This window comes from Maricaulis sp. CAU 1757 (assembly GCF_054482675.1).
Genome location: NZ_JBTLRI010000001.1, coordinates 655,144 through 677,033 on the forward strand (window position 1 = coordinate 655,144; position 21,890 = coordinate 677,033).

Consider the following 21,890-nt stretch of genomic DNA (forward strand, 5'->3'; position numbering starts at 1 on the left):
TCAGGCCTCCTCAGTGGCAAGATGGGCGGTTATGCCCTCGATGATGAACTTGGGATTGGCCGCCATGCCGGCATAATCGAGCACCGGCACCAGCTTGGCCTTGTCCGCCGCGGTTTCGTTGATCAGCAGAGAGCGCAGCTGGGCGTCACGGTTCTGCTCGACCACGAAGACCTCGTCATGCTCGGCGATGAAGTCCTCGATCTCCGTGGCAAAGGGGAAGCCCCGAACGCGCAGATAATTGAGGTGGATGCCCTGCTCGGCGAGCCGGTCCATGGCCTCGATGACGGCACCGTCGCAGCCGCCAAGAGACACGATGGCGCGTCGGGTCGGATTCTCACAGCGGCGGATCACCGGGCCCGGCACGGCCCGGGCCGAATCCTTCCACTTGCGGGTCAGACGATCGAGCACTTCCTTGTACTCGTCGGCATCCTCGGTATAGCCGCCCTTCCAGTTGTGCCCCGACCCGCGGGTGAAATAGGCGCCCTTGGGGTGAACGCCCGGCAGCGTCCGGTAAGGGATGTTGTCGCCGTCGCGGTCCTCGTAACGGTAGAATTTCTCCAGCCCCTCAATCTCGTCCTTCGACAACACCTTGCCGCGATCGGGTCGGTAGCTCTCATCCCACTCGAGCTCCGGCACCATCCAGTCATTCATGCCGATATCGAGATCGGTCATGAAGAAGACCGGGGTCTGGAAGCGTTCGGCCAGGTCGAAGGACTGCACCGCCATCTCGAAGCATTCCTTCGGATCCGCCGGAAACAGCAGGATGTGCTTGGTGTCGCCATGGCTGGCATAGGCGGCCAGCGTGAGGTCGCATTGCTGGGTGCGGGTCGGCAGGCCGGTCGACGGTCCGGCGCGCTGCACGTCGAACAGCACCACCGGCACTTCGGCATAGTAGGCAAAGCCGATGAACTCGCTCATCAGCGAGATGCCCGGCCCGGAGGTCGGCGTGAAGGCGCGCGCCCCGTTCCAGCCAGCACCGATGGCCATGCCGACCGAGGCCAGTTCGTCCTCGCCCTGGATGATGCAGAAATCCCTGGTGCCGGTCTCCTTGTCGACCCGGAATTTCTCGCAGAACGCCTTGAAGCCGTCCATCAGCGAAGTCGACGGAGTGATCGGATACCAGGCGCCGAACGTGGCTCCGGCATAGACACAGCCCAGCGCCGCTGCGGTATTGCCGTCAATCATGATGTGGCCGTCGGTGGCGTCCATCGCCTCGACGCGCAGAGGCAGCGGCTCGGCGTAATGTTCGCGGACATAGTCCAGGCCTATCTGGATCGCCTTCATGTTGGCGTCGATCAGGTGCGCCTTGGTACCGAACATCTCGGTCACCAGGCCGCGGATCACTTCCACGTCGATGCCGGTGAGACCGGCGACTGCCCCGACATAGGCCATGTTCTTCATCAGCACGCGGGTGCGCGCATTCTCGAACTTCTCATTGCACATCCGGGCCAGGGGCACGCCGATGGCAGTGATGTCGGTGCGCATGTGCAGGTCGGGGCGTGGCCAGGTGGAATCGTACAGCAGGAAACCGCCGGGCGTGACCTCGGCGAGGTCGCGCTTGTAGGTCTCCGCATTCATCGCCACCATGAATTCCGCGGTGCCGGAACGCGCCGTGTAGCCATCCTTGGTCAGGCGGATCTCGTACCAGGTCGGCAGGCCCTGGATGTTGGAGGGAAACAGGTTCTTGCCGACCACGGGCACGCCCATGCGGAAGATCGCCTTCATCAGCAGCCCGTTGGCGCTGGCCGAGCCTGTACCGTTCACATTGGCGATCTTGATGACGAAGTCATTGACCCGCACGCCGCCCTTGGCCTCTGCCGTCATGTCCAGAACGTCCTTCATTCCGCCGCGACCTTGCGGATTTCGTCTTCGACATGCGGGATCAGGATGTCCCCGTCCTGCATGTCCCAGGCTGCCGTCGGGCAGCGTTCGGCGCACAGGCCGCAGTGCAGGCACAAATTCTCGTCCTTGATCATCACCCGTCCGGTGTCCTTGAGCGGTTCGGACACGAAAAGGGCCTGTTCGGTATTGGTGGCGGGCACCCTGAGGCGGGCGCGCAGCTCCGCCTCCTCCGCATTGGGCACGATCGACAGGCAGTCGACCGGGCAGATGTCCATGCAGGCGTCGCATTCCTTGCACAGCGGCGCCTCGAACACGGTCTGCACGTCGCAGTTCAGGCAGCGCTGCACTTCGGTGACGATGCGCTCGGCGTCAAAGCCCAGCTCGACTTCCTGCTTGCGGTCGGCCAGTCGCTTCTTGAGCTCGACCATCGGCATGTCGCGGCGGTGGGCGCCCTCATAGGCGTTGGAATACATCCACTCATTGACGCCCATCTTGGCCGACTGGAGATTGAGCCCGCGGCCCAGCCGGTCTTCGAGGCTCTCTCCCAAGCAGTGCTTGTGGATGGAGATCGCCGCCTGGTGGCCGTGTTCGACGGCCCAGATGATGTTCTTGGGACCAAAGGCGCTGTCACCGCCAAAGAAGACACCGGCACGGGTCGACTGGAAAGTCGTCTCGTCGACCACCGGAACACCCCATTTGTCGAACTCGATGCCGATATCGCGCTCGATCCAGGGAAAGGCATTTTCCTGTCCAATGGCGAGGATGACATCGGTGCACGGAATGACCTTGCTGCCGGCAACGCGGGTCTCGGTGATCCGGCCGGTCTCGTCGAGCTCGTATTCCATGAGCTCGAACTCCATGCCGACGAGCTTGCCGTTCTCCGTGACGAAACGCTTGGGCGAATGATTGACCAGGATCTCGACATTCTCGTCCTCGGCGTCCTCCAGCTCCCAGGGCGAGGCCTTAAAAAACTGCCGCGGCTTGCGCGCCATGACCTTGACGTCGCTGGCGCCGAGACGCAGCGATGAGCGACAGCAATCCATCGCCGTGTTGCCGACCCCGATGATCAGCACCTGCTCGCCGATCTTGTCGATATGCTCGAAGGCGACGCTTTCCAGCCAGTCGATGCCGATATGGATATTGTCGGCCGCCTCGTCACGGCCGGGAATGTTCAGATCCTTGCCCTTGGGCGCCCCGGAGCCGACGAAGACCGCGTCATATCCTTCGTCGAGCAGCGCCGCGAGGCTCTCGATGCGGTGGTTGGTCTTGAGCTCGACGCCCATGTCGAGGATGTAGTCGATCTCCTCGTCGAGCACTTCCTCCGGCAGGCGGAAGGCGGGGATGTTGGAGATCATCAGCCCGCCGGGACGGTGGTGGGCCTCGAAGATTGTGCATTCATACCCCAGCGGGGCCAGGTCATTGGCGACCGTCAGCGAGGCCGGGCCGGCGCCGATCAGGGCGATCCTCTTGCCATTGCTGTTCCCCGGCTTTTGCGGAATCAGGTGTTTGACTTCGTCGCGATGGTCGGCAGCGACGCGCTTGAGGCGGCAGATCGCCACCGGCTCCTCCTCGACCCGCCCGCGTCGGCAGGCCGGCTCGCACGGCCGGTCGCAGACCCGGCCGAGAATGCCGGGAAACACGTTCGAGCGCCGGTTGACCAGATAGGCTTCGGTGAACTTTCCCTGCGCGATGAGACGGATGTATTCGGGCACCGGCGTATGCGCCGGACAGGCCCACTGGCAATCCACGACCTTGTGATAATAGTCCGGATCGCGCGTATCGGTTGGCTTCATGTCCTCACCCCGGGCCGGCGGGCCCGCTATCGCTGGTTCGAATTAACAACCGGCGCCATTGTCTGATCGGCATTTTCGCACCGGTTCACCGGGCAGGGTCAAGCGATTTCGCCGCATCACCGCAGTTGGCTGGTCACCGTGCTGGCTCGCAATCCCCAAGCCCGGCAAGCCCCCCGGCAGCCCGCGAGCGCCTGACCAGGCGCCCCGTCAATCCGTTCACGCTTTGCTAACGCCAAGTTCGATTAAGGCTTTGTTTACCCAGATTACCAACGGGTTTTTATAAAATTCGCGCGAAAGTGAGGGTCATACCTAGCGGACTTGGAAGGGCCGGGGACATGACCAAAGCAACTCTGACACGATCCACAGCCATGGTTCTGGCGCTCGCGATTTCCGTGACCGCCGCGAGCCCGGCCTTTGCTGGCAAAAAGAAGGACGAGGACCCCAATCCGGGGAGCGGCGGAGGTGGCAACAGCACCACCTTGATCCACCCTCATTACGGCCACATCGACCCCTTCTACGGCGACATCAATCCGTTCTACGGCGACATCAACCCGTTCTACGGCGACATCTCGCCGTTCTGGGGCGACATCCAGCCCTTCTGGGGTGACATCAACCCGTTCTACGGCGACATCCAGCCGTTCTGGGGCGACATCAACCCGTTCTACGGCCATATCGACCCCTTCTACGGCGACATCAATCCGTTCTGGGGCGACATCGGGCCGTTCTGGGGCGACATCGGCCCGTTCTGGGGCGATATCGATGCGTTCTGGTCGGAGATCAATGCCGAAGGCGGCGACCGCGCCGGCTACCAACGTGTGGCCGAGGGCATCGAACGCATGTTCCGCGAGGCCGAGGCCCTGTTCGGGGCGAGCTTTGAGGGCCGGACGGGCGAAAGCTTCCGCGACGCCTTCATGGAACGCCTGTTGGACGAACACGGAATCGAACTCGATAGCCCGCGCAGCCTGGCGCAAATGTCGGGCGGCGAACGCGCCCGCTTCTTCCTGGATTTCTATGACGGGCTGATGGCCTATTCCGGCGTCGACCATGTCGACCACTGGATGCCGACCATCAACTGGTCGCCCGCCCTCTCCCAGGCCGCCGGTCAGGGTGAAGGCGTCAAGATCGCCCTGATCGACTTCGCCCTGTCGGAGGACGACGTGGTTTACACGCGGACCCGCAGTGGTGAACGGGTGACGGATTTCGGGCACGGCTCAGCCGTCGCCGGCCTGATCGGTGCGCCGCATGACGGCACCGGCACGATGGGCCTGGCCCCGCTGGCCAAGTTCATGGTCTTCGATCCGTTCGATGGCAGCAACACGGCTAGCTGGCGTGATGTCGAGGAAGGCATCAACCGCCTCGTCGGCTCCAAGCCCGACATCGTCAACCTGTCACTGGGCGTGGCCGGCTGGACACTGCACCCGCGCTGGGCCGACATAATCGGCAGCGGCACCTTGGCCAAGAAGGCCCCCGACGTGCTGTTCGTCTTTGCTGCCGGCAATGACGGCTCGAGCCAGAGCGTCGATATCAACGTCAACCGCCGCAACATCATCGACAACATCCTGCTGGTGGGCTCGGTTGGCCCGACGGGCGAGATCTCGCGCTTCTCCAACCGCCCGGGCACCGCCTGCATGACGGTGCGCGATCGCTGCCAGGCCGGCAACCGCCTGATGGACCGTTTCTTGGTCGCACCGGGCGAGTTGCTGCTGGTCAATGACGGCAATGGCGGCCTCGTGCGCCAGTCTGGCACCTCCTTCGCCGCCCCGCTGGTCAGCGGTGCCGCGGCCCTGGTCTACTCGGAATGGAAGTGGTTGACCGGCCCGGATGTCGCCGACGTACTGCTGCAGTCGGCCCAGGACCTGGGCGCCCCGGGCGTCGACGAAGTCTACGGTCACGGCCTGCTGGACGTCACGGCCGCCATGTCGCCGCTCGACCGCTCGGCCCTGTATCACATCGATGCCGAGGGTGATCGCGTCTACATGGCCGACATGGGCATTGTCCCGGGCCGCCTGTCCTTCGAGACGCCCTCGGAGAACCGGGTCACGGTGTTCGAGGATCTCAACGACACCTACCGCGACTTCGAGGTGTCGCTGGACGAGGTGACCCATGGCGGCGCCTCGGCCCGCAGTCAGCAGTCGGAGGCGATGATCTATCTCATCGACCGCACGATCGACACGGGTACCAGCTTCACCGACACCGGCGAGTATGCCGTCCTGATGGACCGCAGCGGTGCCCTGGAAGTTCACATGGTCGCTTCACAGCGTGATCCGCGGGATCACGTGGTCGACGGGGCCCTGCCCTTCCAGACCGGCATCCGCATGATCGACCGCGACAATGGCCGCGAGTTCCGCTTCGGTGCCGGTGAAGGCGCCATCGCCCTCAACGGCCAGGCCGGCTTCGGCCAGTTCTCGGACCACCGTCCGGAAACCGGCGGCGTCAATCCGGTGCTCGGCTTTGCCTCCGGCGGGGCCTATGCCCTGGGCGGCCTGCCGGTTGCCGAGAATACCCGCGTGTCCTTCGGCGTCTCGGCCAACCATTCCGAACGCACCTGGTCGAACCCGATCACCGGCGAGCAGCGCGACGCCATCGAAGGCCTGGGCGCCTACGAGGCGATCGCCTTCCTGACCGATGTGCACCACTCCTTCTCGGACCGTATCGAGGCGCATGTCAGCTATACCTACCTGCGAGAGGACTCCGCCTTCCTCGGTGCCCAGGGCACCGGCCAGCTGGGCTTCGGCGGCGGCTCGTCGACCGACGCGGTGACCGTGGGCGCCGATGCGCTCCTGCCGCTCGGCATCGATGTGAGCTCCTCGGCCACGCTGGCCCGGACCCGCACCGCAGCCTTTGATGGCGGGCTTCTGGCCAGCCGCGACGGCACCATCTCCTCGGCCCTGCAGATCTCGGCCCGCCGCACCGGCGTGATCGGTGAAGGGGACGCCATCCGCGTCAGCCTGATCCAGCCGCTGCACGTGGAAAGCGGCGCCCTGGAGTACACCTCCGGCCGCGTCGTCGACCGGGAGACCGGTGCCATGGCGATCCAGACCGATCGCTGGGAACTGGGTGGCGAACGTCCGCTCCACTTCGAGGTCCAGTACGCGACCGGGTTGTGGAACGACCGCGCCAGCCTGGCCCTGTTCTCGCGCACCGAGCTGTCGGGTGATGCCCGCCAGGCCGACGCGGCATCGCTGGCCACCGGCGCCCGCTTCCAGCTCGACTTCTAGAACGCGATACCATCCCTCGACTGGACCGCCGCCCTGACCGGGCGGCGGTCTTTTTTCGTTCAGGCCCAGCCAGGCAGGGACGCTTCGGATTAACGAAAAATTTTACATAGATCCGATTCAGGATTTGTAAACCTTGTTTGTTTCCAGCGCATTAGGATCGATCAGCGAGGATGATGGCATACGGCAAATAACCTATGGGGGATGCCATGAAAAACCGGTTGCAACAGACTACCGCCATGATCGCGATCGCCGCGGCGACAGCGACGCTGGCGACGAGCGCCGGCTCGGCGCAGCTCTCGGGGATCGAGCGCGACAACATCCGTTTCAACTACATGGATCGCTACGAGACCGGCGAGCGCGGCTATGAAGCCGGGCGCCACGGTCATCTGGTCTTCCTGCCGGAAATCCTCGACGAGATGCGACCTGGCGGCTCTGCCCCGGCGGGCGGTTCGATCGGCGCGATGGGCAGCGGCATGGGGGACATCGGCGGCGGCGTTGACCGGCGCGGTGGCGTCCTGGACCCGTTCTACGGCGACATCAATCCGTTCTACGGGGACATCAATCCGTTTTACGGAGACATCAGCCCATTCTGGGGCGACATCTCACCGTTCTGGGGCGATATCAATCCGTTCTACGGCACCATCGACCCGTTCTACGGCAACATCGACCCGTTCTGGGGTGATATCGAGCCTTTCTACGGCGACATCGGTCCCTTCTGGGGAGATATCGGTCCGTTCTGGGGCGATATCGCCGCCTTCTGGGGCGACATCGATCCGTTCAGCGACGCGTCGGCCGGTGACTATGCGCGCCTGGTCGACGACTTGAACACCCTCCTGGACCGTACCGAAGCCGTTTTCGGCGAGCTCGTCCAGGATGGCTGGAAGGATCGCGACGATGATGACGATGATGATGAAGGTGGAAGCACGTCCGACAACGCCTTCCGCAATGGCTTCATCGCCAATTTGTTTGAGCGTTACAGCATCGACTTGAACGATCCGGCCAGCCTGGAACGTCTGGATGCCCGTGATCGCTCGGCCTTCTTCCTGGAGTTCTATGACGGATTGATGTCCTTCTCGGGCAATGACCGGGTCGATCATTGGATGCCGACCATCAACTGGTCGCCGCGCCTTTCCCAAGGCGCCAATGAAGGCAAGGATGTCAGGGTCGGCGTCATCGATTTCTCACTGCCGGAGGATCACGTCGCGTTTCAGCTCGACGAAACACTGGGCGATGACGATTATCTTGGCATCAATCACGGCATCGCCGTCGCCGGGCTCATTGGCGATGAACATGACGGGGAAGGCGGCATGGGCGTCGCCCCTGAAGCCAAGATTCTGATCTACAACCCGTTCGACGAAAGCTTCACAGCCGGCTGGCGGGATGTACGCCAAGGTCTCAACGAGCTCTATGACGAGGAAGACGAAATTCACGTCATCAATTTGTCGCTCGGCGTGACCGGCTGGACCCTGCACTACGAATGGGCTGACATGTTCCGCCAGAATGTTGTCCGCGAAAATGGTGACAACACGCTGTTCGTACTGGCTGCCGGCAATTCCGGTGCACCCCAATACACCAATGTCGATTGGGACGGCGTCAGCGTACTGGATAACATGCTGATCGTCGGCTCGGTCAATCCGAATGGTGAAATATCAACGTTCTCCAACCGTCCGGGCGAAGCCTGCCTGCTGATCCAGGGCCAGTGCGGCGAGGGACACCGGCTGATGGACCGCTTCTTGGTCGCCCCCGGTGAGTTGATCCTGGTCAATGACGGCGAAGGCGGCATGGTGCGCATGTCGGGAACCTCGTTCGCGGCCCCGATGGTGTCCGGTGCAGCGGCGCTGGTGCGCAGCCGCTGGGAGTGGCTGGGCGCCGCTGACACGGCCGACGTCCTGTTGCGCTCGGCCCGTGATCTCGGCGATCCCGGTGTCGACGCGGTGTATGGCCACGGCCTGCTGGACGTGGAGGCGTCGCTGTCGCCGTTCGTCGGTGAAAGCCTGTACTATTTCAACGACAAGGATATCGCGGAACAAGTCAACGGCATGGCGCTCGTCCTCGACCACGTCGACATCAAAGCCGATGACGACTATTCCGTCGCGGTTTTCCAGTCGCTGAACGACACCTTCCGCGACTTCGAGATCCGCCTCAGCGAGCTGACCGAACAGACCGGTCCGGTCGACGAGGGTGATGCCGCCGGCAACCTGGCTGAACGCATCTACACCTGGGACGGCCGCACCTCCTTCACGGACACGGCGAGCCTGGATCTGATGGTCAGCCGCCGCGGCAATCTGGAAATGCGAGCCTCCGTGTCGCGCACCGATCCTCTGGCATCCGTGCATGATGGCGAGCTGTCCTTCCAGGCCGGCATGCGGATCACCGATACCGAAAGCGGCCGCGAGCTGCGCTTCGGTGCCGGCGAAGGAGCCCTGGCCCTGAACCAACAGACCGGGTTCGGCCTGTTCTCCGACCACCGCCCGGAAACCGGCGGCGTCAACCCGATCCTCGGCTTCGCCTCCGGCGGTGCCTATGCCATGGCCGGCATGGATGTGGGCGAGCACACGCAACTTTCCTTCGGCCTGTCGTCCAACCATGACGAACGTCTGTGGACCAATCCGTTCACCGGCGAGGAAAACTCGGTCATCAACGGTCTGAGTGCCTACGAGGCCATCGCCTTCATCACCGACCTGCGCCACCAGGTCAGTGACAGCGTCAGCCTGCACGCCACCTATACCCGACTGGACGAAGCCACCGGCTTCCTCGGCGGTCAGGGTGCCGGCATGCTGGCGCTGGAAGGCGGGGTTACCACCAATGCGGTGACCCTTGGGGCCGAAGCCGTCCTGCCGATGGCCGTGACGCTGAGCTCCTCGGCCACGGTGTCGCATACCGGGGAGACGCGTTTCGACAGCGGCCTTCTGGCGGTCTCGGAGGCTCCGGTCTCCACCGCCTTCCAGATCACGGCCCGGCGTGACGGCGTGCTGGGCGAGCATGACGCGGTCCGCGTCAGCCTGATCCAGCCGCTCCATGTCGAGACCGGCAGCCTGGAGTACACCGCGACCCGCGTCATCGACCGCGAGACCGGCGAACTGGGCACGACCAGCGAAATCTGGCAGCTGGGCGGGACCCGCCCGCTGCAGGCCGAGCTGCTCTATGCCACGCCGGTGTTCGAAGGCCGGGCAGACCTGTCACTCTTCGGCCGCATCGACCTCTCGGAAGGTCAGATCCAGGTCAACGAGACCGCCCTGGTCTCCGGCGCCCGGTTCAAGATCGACTTCTGATCCCGATTGCCCATCGTGATCCCTGCGAGGCCACCGCTCCCCCTGTCCGGGGGCGGTGGTTTCGCTCTGTCTGGGCATGTGGGTAGGGGAACGTGCAGCCCGAGCTCCGCGTTGCCTCGGATGCAAGCAGAACCGGAGCCCCCATGACCTATTACTTCGCCAAGACGCTCGACACCGACTTCCAGGCCGCCATCGACCGGGTCACGGCGGCGCTCAAGGAGGAAGGCTTCGGCGTGCTCACCGAGATCGACGTCAAGGCGACGATGAAGAAGAAACTCGACGTCGAGTTCCGTGATTACCGCATCCTCGGTGCCTGCAATCCGCAGATGGCCCACAAGGCGCTCCAGGCCGAGGACAAGATTGGCACCATGCTGCCCTGCAATGTCATCGTTCAGGACACCGGCAGCGGCATAGAGGTCGCCGCCGTCGACCCGGCCGCTTCGATGCAGGCCGTCGACAATGACGCGCTGGCCGGCATAGCCGGTGATGTGCGCGACCGGCTGCGCCGCGTCATCGACAGCCTCTAGAGTTCGTCGACGGCATGCTCGTGCACGCGCGCCTCGCTGCGCAGCCAGGCGATGAAGGCCTCGGCGTCCGGCGACAGCGGCCGGTTGCGAGCCGTGACGACATGATAGGCCGAGCGCACCGGGGCCGCGCCGTCGGCAAACAGCGCTACCAGGCGGCCCGAAGCGAGATCATTCTGGACCAGGGTGCGCTTGGCCAGCGCAATGCCGCGCCCGGCAACCGCGGCGTCGATGACCAGGGCCGACTGGTTGAATTTCAACCCGCCACTGACATCCACCCCGCGCACGCGCCGCGCTGCCAGCCAGGCCGACCAGTCCGCGCCGTCGACCGCGCTCTCCGGTGAGGCATCGTGCAGCAGGGTATGGCCCGCCAGGTCCGCCGCGGAGCGCAAGCGGCCCGCCTCGCCCAGGAGGTCCGGCGAGCACACCGGCAACACTTCCTCGTCGAGCAGCTTTTCCACGCGCAGGCTCGTATCGCCGCCTGGTCCGTAGCGGATCGCCAGGTCCGCCGCCCCGGCCGCGAGATCAACGCGATCCGAGGTGGCCGCGATCCACACCTCGATACCGGGATGATCGTCCTGGAAGCGGTGCAGGCGCGGAGCCAGCCACTTGCCGGCAAATGACGGGGCCACCGAGACCGTCAGCGACCGCCGCTGTGCCGGCGCCTGCATCAGGGCAACGCCGCGCTCCAACGTGGCAAAGGCTTCCCGGCATACACCCGCGGCCGCAGCGCCAGCCTCGCTAAGCACCAGGCCGCGCCCCTGGCGGACGAACAGGGACGTGCCGACATGCGCCTCCAGGGCGCGGATCTGCTGGGATATCGCCCCCGGCGTCACCGACAGCTCATCGGCCGCCTTGGCAAAACTGCCAAGGCGCGCTGCGACCTCGAACGCCCGCAGGGCGTTGAGCGGCGGAAGGCGATGTGGTCTGCCCATGTAGTGACTTTAGATTTTCTAACTTCAAAAGCCAATAATGGTCGTTTGAATGGGAGGATAGCAATAGAAATATTGAAGTCGTCGCGCCTCTCGGGCGCCAGATCGGACGACGGACATGCGCACTTTCCCAGCTTCCATTCCGCTTGCAGGCCGGACCATCATCGTGGTCGGTCACGGCCCGATGGCCGAGCCGAAAGCGCGCCTGTTCGCCGACTCACCGGCCCGGTTGAAGTGGTTCACCGGCGCCAGCTCCGACCCGGTTCCTCCCCGGCTTGCCCCGCATGCGGAGGTCCACCATCGCCTGCCCACGCGGTGGGACCTGAGGGGCGCGACCCTGCTTTTCATCGCCGGCGGCGACCCAGGACAGGTCAGCCAGCTCGCCCGCATGGCGCGCCGCCTGGGCATCTGGGTCAATATTGTCGACAGCCCGGCCGCCTCCGATTTCCAGACCCCGGCCATCGTCGATCGCGACAGCATCGTCGTCTCGATCGCCTCCGGCGGCGCCGCCCCGGTGCTTTCCGTCGATCTGCGCGCCGCCATTGAACAGGTCCTGCCGGCCCGTATCGGCCAGCTCGCCGAGCTGGCCGCCGAGTTGCGCAGCTCCGTGCGCGCCGTGATGTCCAGCTTTGAGGACCGCCGGGCATTCTGGCAGCGCGCCCTGCGCGGTGCGGCCCGCGATCGCGTGCTGAACGGCGACCGTGCCGGGGCCCGCGCCGCCCTGCTGCGCGACCTCAACTCGCCGCGACCGGACCCCAGCGGCATTGTCCACCTGGTCGGCGCCGGTTCCGGCGATCCCGACCTGCTGACCCTGCGCGCGGCCCGACTGCTGCGAGAGGCCGACGTCATCGTCCATGACCGGCTGGTCTCCGATGAGGTGCTCAGCCTGGCCCGCCGCGATGCGGCCCGCATCGACGTGGGCAAGACAAAGGGGCGGCACCCAGTACCGCAGGACGAGATCAACGCCATCCTCGTGCGCGAAGCCCGCAAGGGTCAGCGCGTTGTCCGCCTGAAGGGCGGTGACCCCTTCATTTTCGGACGCGGTGGCGAAGAACGCGACGCGGTGCTCGACGCTGGACTTGAGTGTCAGGTCACGCCCGGCATCACGGCTGCCATCGCCGGCGCCGCGTCGGCAGGCCTCTCGCTGACCCATCGAGACCACGCCCAATCGGTCACTTTCGCGTCCGGCGTCGTCAAGCCCGGTGGCCCCGATGCCGACGATCATGCCCTCGCTGCCGCCAACTCGACCGCCGTCTTTTACATGGGCGTCGGCGCAGCCGCGCGGATCCGCCAACGCCTGCTCGATGCCGGTCGCGCGGCGGATACCCCGGTTGCCATCGTCGAGAACGCCAGCCTGCCCGGCGAACGGCATGTCCATGGCCGCCTGGAAGACCTCGCTGACCTGGTTTGCGACGCCGGAATCACCGGTCCCGCCATCATCTATGTCGGCGCCATCGCAGCCGCCCCTGCCAACGCTGCTCTTCGTCCCTCCCTGCCAACCGCCCTGGAGCACTCGGCATGAAGACCATCACTGCAAACCGCCTCACCGATGGCCGCGTCGTGTACCGCACACGTGACGAGAACTGGGCCACCCAGATCGATGCCGCCATCCGCCTCGCCGACGCCGACATCGACGCCGCACTCGCCCGCGCCGCCGGTGACGAGCTCAGCGTCGTCGGGCCCTATCTGATCGAGATCGAAGACAACACGCCCGCCGGCCTGAAGTGGCGGCGTGAAACCCTTCGCCTGAACGGTCCGTCCGCCGGCTCCACCCGCGCGTTCGCAAAGGCTTCCTGATGTATCGCTATGACACCCATGATCAGGCCTTCGTCGAGGCCCGCGTCGCCGAGTTCCGCGACCAGGTCGCGCGGCGCCTCGACGGACGGCTCAGCGAGGACGAGTTCAAGCCGCTGCGGCTGATAAATGGCGTCTATCTGCAACTGCACGCCTACATGCTGCGCGTCGCAATTCCCTACGGCACGCTGAACGCCGCCCAGATGCGCGTCCTCGCCCGGCTTGCCCGTCAGTGGGACCGCGGCTACGGCCACTTCACCACGCGCCAGAACATCCAGTTCAACTGGCCGGCCTTGGTCGACATCCCTGACATGCTGGCCGCGCTCGCCGAGGTCGGCATGCACGCCGTGCAGACCTCGGGTAATTGCATCCGAAACACCACGGCCGACCCGTTCGCCGGCGCCGCCGCCGACGAGATCGAGGACCCGCGTCCATGGGCCGAGATCATCCGGCAATGGTCCACCGACCATCCGGAATTCACCTGGCTGCCGCGCAAGTTCAAGATCGCCGTCACCGGGTCCAGCAATGACCGGGCCGGCGTGCAACTGCACGATATCGGGCTCCAGCTGGCGCGCGGCGACGGTGGCAACACCGTGTTCGAAGTATGGGTCGGCGGCGGCCAGGGCCGCACACCGCGCCTGGCTCATTGTATCCGGAACGATCTCGCACCGGCCGACCTGCTCAGCTACCTCACCGCGATCCTGCGCGTCTACAACCTGCACGGCCGCCGGGACAATCTCTACAAGGCGCGCATCAAGATCCTGGTCGAGGCGCTGGGCGCCGAGGAATTCGCCCGCCAGGTCGAAACCGAATGGTCTGCCATACGATCAGGCGAGCTCGAGCTGCCGCACCCGGAGATCCAGCGCATCAGGGGCTTTTTCAGCCGCCCGGCCGTCGACCACCCGGCCCCCATCCCCCGCACAGGCCCGGCCGCCTTCCGTGCGTGGCTCGACCGCAACCGTCGGCACCACGCGGCAGATGGGCTGTCCAGCATCGTTATTTCGTTGAAACCCGTCGGCGGCACGCCGGGCGACGCCACCGCCGAACAGATGGAGCTAGTCGCCGACCTCGCCGAGGCGCACGCCTTCTCCGAGATCCGCGTCGCGCCAGACCAGAACCTGATCCTGCCACATGTTCGCAATGACCGCCTCGAAACCGTCTGGCGTGCCTTGCAAAGCGCTGGCCTCGCCACCGCCAATGCGGGTCTGGCCACCGACATCACCGCGTGCCCCGGGCTGGACTACTGCAATCTTGCCAATGCCCGATCAATCCCGCTCGCCCAGGCCATTTCCACGCGTCTCGCCAGTGAAGGTCTGGATGCTGCGGCGGGCGAGGTCTCGATCAAGATTTCCGGCTGCATCAATGCCTGTGGCCACCACCACGTCGCCCATATCGGTATTCTCGGCGTCGATAAGCGCGGCGAGGAATTCTACCAGGTCACCCTCGGCGGCGCCTTTGATCAGGCCGCGGCCATCGGCACCATTGTCGGCAAGGGATTGTCCGCAGACGCTGTACCAGACGCTGTAGCCCGCCTGTTGCACGCCTATCTCGACCTGCGCGGCGCGAGCGAGCGCTTCATCGACACGCTGCGCCGCCTTGGTACCCACCCGTTCAAGGAGGCCATCTATGCCAATGCTTGACCTGGCACCCCAGCGCGCCACTTGCCGGCTGCACCAGGCCAGGCTGGACGCGGGCGGTGGTCACACGGTTGAACTTGCCGCCGACACGGCCTGGACTGAGGCTGCCGCTGCGATTGCCGGGGCTGACGAAATCGCCATTCGCTTCGCCAGCTTCAAGGACGGTCGCGGTTTCAGCCTTGCAACCCAGCTGCGCCAGCGAGCGGGTTTTGCCGGCCGCCTGCGGGCCGTTGGCGACCTCATTCCCGACCAGGCCTCGGCTCTCTACCGCTCCGGCTTTGACGGCGTTTCCCCCGACCGCACCGATCGAGATTCCGACTGGCATCGCGCCCGCTCACGTCTGACACCGGTCTACCAGCCAGCGGTGAATGGTCCCCGCCCCACCCGGCAGATGGGACATGGGCAAGCGGCTGACATCGCCACTCTCAACCGTCGCTACCGCGACTGGGACGCCGTCGCCATTCTCGAAGACGCCATCTCGGCGCAGTGGGCCGGCCGCATCGCCATGCTCTCCTCCTTCGGGGCCGAGGCCGCCATTGGCCTGCACCTGATTTCAAGAGTGGCGCCCGACACACCGGTCATATTCCTGGAAACCGGCCGACTGTTCGCCCAGACCGAACAGTACAGGTACGAGCTGGTCCAGCGCCTCGGCCTCACCCGGGTGCGTGTCCTGACCCCCGATGCAGACGAGGCGGCCAAGGAAGATGGCGATGAGCGACTGTGGCGGCGCGACCCCGACGCCTGTTGCGCGCTCCGCAAGGTGCGGCCGCTGAACCGCGTGCTCGCTGATTACGATGCCCTGGTCACCGGGCGGAAGCGCTTCCATGGCGGCGAACGCCTGGCCCTGCCGGTAGTGGAAAGCGTGCGCGGGCGGGTCCGGGTCAATCCTCTTGCCAGCTGGTCAGCCGGCGATGTCGAAGCCTACTTCCGACGCCACGGTTTGCCGCAACATCCACTCGCGGATATGGGATATGCCTCTATTGGCTGCTGGCCGTGCACCGCCCCGGCTCACACCGGAGAATCGGTGCGGGATGGCCGCTGGCGAGGCCGCAGCAAGACCGAGTGCGGCATCCACACTGCCGCGCCGCTGGCGGCAGAATGACGACAGGACCGGGCCTCGCCCCGGCGTGAGAGAGGACTCTGGTTTCCGTGACAAATCCGCCCATTCTCGACCTGATCGGTCACACGCCGCTGATCCGGCTGCACGGCCTGTCGGAGGCAACCGGCTGCGAGATCCTCGGCAAGGCCGAGTTCCTCAATCCCGGCGGCTCGGTCAAGGACCGGGCGGCGCTCGCCATCGTCGAGGCCGCGCGCCGGGACGGCAGCCTGCGGCCGGGCGGGATGATTGTCGAAGGCACGGCCGGGAATACCGGTATCGGCCTCGCACTGGTCGGCGGCGCTCTTGGCCATGACGTGGTGATTGTCATGCCGCGCACCCAGTCGGAGGAGAAAAAACAGGCGATCCGCAGCCTGGGCGCCCGCCTGGTCGAGGTGGATGCGGCCCCCTTCTCCAGCCCCAATCATTTCGTGCACCATTCGCGCGCCCTTGCCGAGGAGCTCAATGCCAGCCACCCGCACGGCGCAGTATGGGCCAACCAGTTCGACAACACGGCCAATCGCGAAGCCCATGAGGCCACTACCGGCCCGGAAATCTGGGAACAGACGGACGGGCGGGTGGATGGCTTCATCTGCGCCGTCGGTTCCGGCGGCACCCTGGCCGGAGTTGCCCGCGCCCTGCGGGCCCGCAAGCCCGATGTGGCAATTGGTCTGGCCGACCCGGCGGGCGGTGCGCTCTACAACCACTTCACCCGCGGGGAGCTCAAGGGCGAAGGCTCATCGATCACTGAGGGCATCGGCGTCAACCGCATTACCGGCAATCTGGTCGGGCTGGAGGTCGATTACGCCTATCGTATCGAGGACGCGGAAATGCTGCCGATCCTGTTCGACCTGGTGAAGGCCGAGGGGCTGTCTTTGGGGGGATCCGCCGGCATCAACCTGGCGGGCGCAGTGCGCCTGGCCCGCGACCTTGGCCCAGGCCACACCATCGTCACGATGCTGTGCGACAGCGGCGCCCGCTATGCTGGCAAGCTGTTCAATCCGGAATTCCTGGCCAGCAGGGGCTTGCCTGTGCCGCGCTGGGCCGATACCGAAACGCCGCGTCTGCCCACCTGAGCGCCGACGCCCCGATCCGAGTAGAAAAGATCATGAATGTGATGTCCCCGAACCCGCGTCCCGCCAACACGATCTCCGCCAAGCCCGGCCCCTGGTCCGTCGAGACCGTGCTGTCGGTGAAGCATTACACCGACCGGCTGTTCCAGTTCCGCATCACCCGGCCTTCGACCTTCCGCTTCCGCTCTGGCGAATTCGTCATGATCGGCCTGCCGAAGGAGGATGGGAAACCCCTGTTGCGCGCCTACTCGGTGGCCAGCCCGTTCTGGGACGAAGCGCTCGACTTCTACTCCATCAAGGTCGCCGATGGCCCGCTGACCTCGCGCCTGCAACACATCCAGCCCGGCGACGAGCTGCTGCTCGGCAAGAAGCCGACCGGCACACTGGTGCTGGACGCGCTGAAACCCGGCAAACGCCTCTACATGGTCTCCACCGGTACCGGCATTGCGCCCTTCGCCAGCCTGATCCGCGATCCGGAAACCTATGACAAATTTGACGAGGTGATCCTCACCCATACCTGCCGACAGGTGGCCGAACTGGCCTATGGCAATGACCTCGTGGACGCTGTGAAGGACGATGAACTGATCGGCGAGATGGCGCGCGAGAAGCTGGTTCACTTCACCTCGGTGACCCGCGATGACGGGCCGGTGAAGGGTCGTGTCACCGACATGATCCGGTCCGGCGAATTGTCGACGCGGCTCGGCGTTCCGGCCCTCGATCCCGCCGTCGACCGGGTCATGATCTGCGGCTCCGACGGCCTCCTCAAGGACGTCAAGACGATCTGCCTCGAGCACGGCTTCGTGGAAGGGTCGAATGCCGCACCGGCCGATTTTGTCATCGAGAAAGCCTTCGTCTCGACGTGATTCAGAACCTGGCTTGACTCATATAAAGATATCTTTATACGGGAATGCGCGCCGATTTGATATCTAGCTTGCGGGCGCGGAACAAGTGCGGCTAAAGCGGATTGAAGACGGCCCGTAACTCCCGTGGAGTATCCCATCAGGACCGTTGACCATCCACCCGGCGCCCGCACCCGACCGCGCCGGGATGTTGATCATGAGCCTTGCCCTCGCCACACCGCCGCGTCTTGACGGTCTCGACCTGAACGCCCAGCTCGACCTGCCCAACGACACTGCCGTGATCGTGCACGGCCACGTCACGGACCCGGCCAACGCCCCGGCTCTGGTCGTGCTCGGCGGCATTTCCGCGCACCGTCACGTCGCATCCAGCCCGGCCCAAATCGGCTGGTGGGCCCAGCAGGCCGGGCCGGATCGCGCCATCGACACGACACGTCACCGCATCCTGTCGCTGAATTATCTCGGCAGCGAACTGTCGCCCTGTCCGTCGACGGAAGACCAGGCGCTCGCTGTGCTGGCGCTGATGGATGCGGCCGGGATTGCCCGGGCCCGGATCGTCGGGGCCTCGTATGGCGGCATGACCGCCCTTGCGCTCGCCGCCCGGGCGCCCGATCGCGTCGATGGCGTCATTGCCATTTCGGCTGCCGACCGGGCCGGCGCCAGCGCCCGTGCCTGGCGTTCGATCCAGCGCGCCATTGTCGAGCAGGCGCTCGAATACGGTGATGGAGAGGCCGGGCTGGACCTGGCCCGTCGCCTTGCCATGACCACCTACCGGACCCCGGCCGAACTGGAAGCCCGCTTCGATGCCCCCGAACCCGGCTCGCGCGATGCCGCCGGAGTCACGGCCTGGCTGGAGGCACGCGGGAAGGCCTATGCCGACAGCGTCTGTCCACATGATTTCCTAGCCCTGTCCCGCTCGCTCGATACCCACCGCGTGGATGTCAGCCGCATCGCCTGTCCGGTCACCTATGTCGCCATTCACGAGGATCGGCTGGTCCCCGCCAACCAGATCGCGGAGACCGCCGGCCGAACGCCCGATGGCCGCCTGGTCAGTCTGTCCTCGCTTTACGGACACGACGCCTTCCTCAAGGAAACCGGCCGCATCGGCGCCATCCTGGCCGACTGGCTGCAGCGCTGAGATGGCTCAGGACACACGCACCCGGGCTGTCCGGGCGGGGCTCAATCGCGACCCCGCCCACCAGGCCGTCATCGCCCCGATCTCGCTGTCGACCGCCTATCGTCGCACGACCCCGTCGGTCTCCGGGCAGTTCGATTATGTCCGCACCGACCATCCCGGTCGCGCCCTGCTGGCGGAAAGCATTGCCGACCTGGACGGTGGCATTGGCGCCATCATCACCGCCTCCGGCATGGCCGCCATCGACCTCATCCTCAACGACCTGCCCGCCGGCGCCCGCATCCTGTGCTCGCACGATGCCTATGGCGGCACCCGGCGCCTGCTCGACGCCCGGGCCGCAGGTGCCCGGTACGAGATCGGCTATGTCGACACCGCAGACCCCGGCGCTGTTGCCGCGGCACTGACGCGACCAGCCGCGCTGGTCCTCGCCGAGACCCCCTCCAACCCGCGCTTGCGCGTCACCGACATCGCCGTATTGGCCGAACAATGCCGCAGCGCCGGTGCCGTGCTCGCGGTCGACAACACAGCCCTATCGCCGGCCCTGCAGCGCCCTCTGGAGCTCGGCGCCGACATCGTCGTGCAATCGGTGACCAAGCTGATCAACGGGCATTCCGACATGCTCGGTGGGGCGGTCAGCGTGCGCGACCCGGCTCGCCTTGAACGTCTGCAATGGTGGGCCAATTGTACCGGCGTGGGCGCCGCGCCGTTCGACTGCTTCCTGGCCCTGCGCGGTCTGCGCACCCTGCCCCTGCGCGCCCGCACCCAGAGCGCGTCAGCCCAGATCATCGCCGAATGGCTCGCTGCCCACCCCATGGTCGCGACGGTCGATTATCCGGGCTTGGTCGACCACCCGGGCCATCTCGTTGCCGCGCGGCAACAGGACGGCTTTGGTCCTCTGGTCAGCTTCGAGCTCAAGTCCAGGAGTGTCGAGGCCGTTCTCGCGAGGCTCGAGCTCTTCACCCTGGCCCAGTCACTCGGAGGCGTGGAAAGTCTGGTTTCCATACCGGCCCTGATGACCCACGCAGCCATGACACCGCTGGCACGCCGGGAAGCGGGCATCAGCGACGCGCTGGTGCGTCTCTCCGTCGGTCTGGAAGCCCCGGAAGACCTGATCGCCGACCTCGACCGGGCGCTACAGGCCGCGCTCGGGCCCGAAGACGCCCCCTCTCAGTCAGGCGCCGAGCGCACCCGCGCCACCGCTTCGGCCCAACCGGCCCGGCGCCGTGCCCGGTCCGCAGCCGGATAATCCGGCGTAAAGCTTCGGTCCTCGCGCCACAGGCCCCGCCCGGCCTCCAGACTGTCGAACAGGCCGACGCCCAGGCCGGCCAGGAAGGCCGCCCCCCAGGCCGTGGCCTCCGCCTGCACCGGCCGCACCACTTCGATGCCGGTCATGTCGGCCAGACATTGCAGCAGGGCATCATTGGCGGCCATGCCGCCATCCACCCGCAGGCGACGGGCCGAGACACCGTCCGCCGCCATCGCATCAAGCAGGTCGCAGGTCTGGTGCACAGTCGATTCCAGCGCCGCCCGGGCGATCTCGGCCCGGCCGCTACCCCGCGTCAGGCCGATGATGGCTGCCCTGGCGCCGGCGTCCCAGTAGGGCGCGCCCAGCCCGGTAAAGGCCGGCACCAGGTAAACCCCGCTATCCGGCTCCGCCGCCGCGGCCAAGGCTTCTGTTTCCGAAGCCTTGGCGATCAGGCCAAGCCCATCACGCAGCCATTGTATCGTCGCCCCGGCCGAAAGGATCGAGCCTTCCAGCGCATAACTGACCTTGCCGCCAAGCCGCCAGGCGACCGTGGTCAGCAGCTTGTTGCTGGAATTGACGGCCTCGGCCCCGGTATTCATCAGCAGGAAGGCGCCCGTGCCGTAGGTCGACTTCATCTCGCCCGGCGTCAGACACGCCTGGCCAATAGCCGCCGACTGCTGGTCCCCCGCCACTCCGTGGATCGGCACGGCCCGGCCCAGCACATCCGCCCGCGCGGTGCCGAAATGGCTGCAGCTGTCACGCACATCGGGCAAAATACTCATCGGCACTCCGAACAGGCTTGCCAGCTCCTCGTCCCAGGTCTGGGTATGAATATCCAGCAGCGACGTACGGCTGGCATTGGTGGCGTCGGTGGCGTGCACCTCGCCGCCTGTCAGTTTCCAGATGAGCCAGGTATCGACGGTCCCGAAAGCCAGCTCGCCACGTTCCGCCCGCGCTCGCGCACCATCCACATGATCAAGTATCCAGGCGATCTTGGTCGCGGAGAAGTACGGGTCGAGCACCAGGCCGGTGCGGGCCTGAACGCTGCCGGCATGTCCGGCCCGGCGCAGTTCGGCGCAGGTTTCGGCCGTACGCCGGTCCTGCCAGACAATGGCATTGTGCACCGGCTCACCCGTCCTGCGGTCCCAGACCAGGGTGGTCTCACGCTGATTGGTAATGCCGATTGAGATCACGTCATGGCCGAGCCTGTCAGCCTCGGCCAGGGCGTCACGCGCGGTGGCTCGCACCGTAGCCCACAGCACATCGGGATCGTGCTCGACCCAGCCCGGGTGCGGATAGATCTGCGGAAACTCGCGCTGGGCCGAGGCCAGCACCTCATAGTCCGGTGTAAAGACCACGGCCCGCGAACTCGTCGTGCCCTGGTCGATCGCCAGCAGGGCTTTTTGCTGTTGGCTCATCGCCACCTCCCCATCGCCGCGCCGCTGTCTGACCATGGCGCTGACACTGCACA

General features: G+C 65.7%; 15 protein-coding genes. 11 read left to right on the top strand and 4 right to left on the bottom strand.

The annotated features are described in order from the left end of the window. Together ACXYMR_RS03075 and ACXYMR_RS03080 are read right to left on the bottom strand one after the other, a co-directional pair. Nucleotides 1-1,842: a 2-oxoacid:acceptor oxidoreductase subunit alpha gene (locus ACXYMR_RS03075; RefSeq protein WP_458941283.1), complete on the bottom strand. Its 1,842-nt coding sequence runs from the start codon at nt 1,840-1,842 to the stop codon at nt 1-3. Beyond that, on the bottom strand, nt 1,839-3,635 hold the full coding sequence (locus tag ACXYMR_RS03080; protein ID WP_458941284.1) for an FAD-dependent oxidoreductase: 1,797 nt from the start codon (nt 3,633-3,635) through the stop codon (nt 1,839-1,841). The genes ACXYMR_RS03075 and ACXYMR_RS03080 overlap by 4 nt, the downstream gene beginning before the upstream one ends. A gap of 335 nt (nt 3,636-3,970) precedes the next feature. On the opposite strand from ACXYMR_RS03080, the gene ACXYMR_RS03085 reads away from it, so the two are divergent. The 3 genes from ACXYMR_RS03085 (at nt 3,971) to ACXYMR_RS03095 (ending at nt 10,652) form a co-directional block, all read left to right on the top strand. Then, nucleotides 3,971-6,853: a S8 family peptidase gene (locus ACXYMR_RS03085; protein ID WP_458941285.1), complete on the top strand. Its 2,883-nt coding sequence runs from the start codon at nt 3,971-3,973 to the stop codon at nt 6,851-6,853. A 218-nt stretch (nt 6,854-7,071) separates the two neighbouring features. Further along, nucleotides 7,072-10,125, top strand: coding sequence for a S8 family peptidase (locus tag ACXYMR_RS03090; RefSeq protein WP_458941286.1), 3,054 nt, complete (start codon nt 7,072-7,074; stop codon nt 10,123-10,125). Between the two features lie 143 nt (nt 10,126-10,268). Further along, nucleotides 10,269-10,652: a DUF302 domain-containing protein gene (locus ACXYMR_RS03095; RefSeq protein WP_458941287.1), complete on the top strand. Its 384-nt coding sequence runs from the start codon at nt 10,269-10,271 to the stop codon at nt 10,650-10,652. Here ACXYMR_RS03095 and gcvA read toward each other — a convergent pair. Beyond that, entirely contained in the window at nt 10,649-11,584 is a 936-nt protein-coding gene (gcvA, locus tag ACXYMR_RS03100) for a transcriptional regulator GcvA (protein WP_458941288.1), read from the bottom strand. The two genes, ACXYMR_RS03095 and gcvA, sit on opposite strands and share 4 nt — an antisense overlap. 115 nt (nt 11,585-11,699) lie before the next feature. On the opposite strand from gcvA, the gene cysG reads away from it, so the two are divergent. The 8 genes from cysG to ACXYMR_RS03140 all read left to right on the top strand — a co-directional run bounded on the left by cysG (nt 11,700) and on the right by ACXYMR_RS03140 (nt 20,419). After that, entirely contained in the window at nt 11,700-13,103 is a 1,404-nt protein-coding gene (cysG, locus tag ACXYMR_RS03105; RefSeq protein WP_458941289.1) for a siroheme synthase CysG, read from the top strand. Next, complete coding sequence (locus ACXYMR_RS03110) at nt 13,100-13,378, top strand: DUF2849 domain-containing protein (protein ID WP_458941290.1); 279 nt, start codon at nt 13,100-13,102, stop codon at nt 13,376-13,378. The genes cysG and ACXYMR_RS03110 overlap by 4 nt, the downstream gene beginning before the upstream one ends. Then, nucleotides 13,378-15,015, top strand: a complete 1,638-nt coding sequence (locus ACXYMR_RS03115; RefSeq protein WP_458941291.1) for a nitrite/sulfite reductase — start codon at nt 13,378-13,380, stop codon at nt 15,013-15,015. Before ACXYMR_RS03110 ends, ACXYMR_RS03115 begins: the two co-directional genes overlap by 1 nt. Continuing rightward, nucleotides 15,002-16,114, top strand: a complete 1,113-nt coding sequence (locus tag ACXYMR_RS03120) for a phosphoadenylyl-sulfate reductase (RefSeq protein WP_458941292.1) — start codon at nt 15,002-15,004, stop codon at nt 16,112-16,114. Before ACXYMR_RS03115 ends, ACXYMR_RS03120 begins: the two co-directional genes overlap by 14 nt. Before the next feature lie 47 nt (nt 16,115-16,161). Further along, complete coding sequence (locus tag ACXYMR_RS03125; RefSeq protein ID WP_458941293.1) at nt 16,162-17,184, top strand: cysteine synthase A; 1,023 nt, start codon at nt 16,162-16,164, stop codon at nt 17,182-17,184. Nucleotides 17,185-17,216: 32 nt separating this feature from the next. Next, on the top strand, nt 17,217-18,044 hold the full coding sequence (locus ACXYMR_RS03130; protein WP_458941294.1) for a ferredoxin--NADP reductase: 828 nt from the start codon (nt 17,217-17,219) through the stop codon (nt 18,042-18,044). A gap of 193 nt (nt 18,045-18,237) precedes the next feature. Continuing rightward, complete coding sequence (gene metX, locus ACXYMR_RS03135) at nt 18,238-19,176, top strand: homoserine O-succinyltransferase MetX (RefSeq protein ID WP_458941295.1); 939 nt, start codon at nt 18,238-18,240, stop codon at nt 19,174-19,176. A 1-nt stretch (nt 19,177) separates the two neighbouring features. Next, entirely contained in the window at nt 19,178-20,419 is a 1,242-nt protein-coding gene (locus ACXYMR_RS03140; RefSeq protein WP_458941296.1) for a trans-sulfuration enzyme family protein, read from the top strand. On the opposite strand, the gene glpK is transcribed toward ACXYMR_RS03140, so the two are convergent. Further along, nucleotides 20,341-21,837, bottom strand: a complete 1,497-nt coding sequence (glpK, locus tag ACXYMR_RS03145) for a glycerol kinase GlpK (RefSeq protein ID WP_458941297.1) — start codon at nt 21,835-21,837, stop codon at nt 20,341-20,343. The genes ACXYMR_RS03140 and glpK overlap by 79 nt on opposite strands. Nucleotides 21,838-21,890 lie beyond the last annotated feature (53 nt).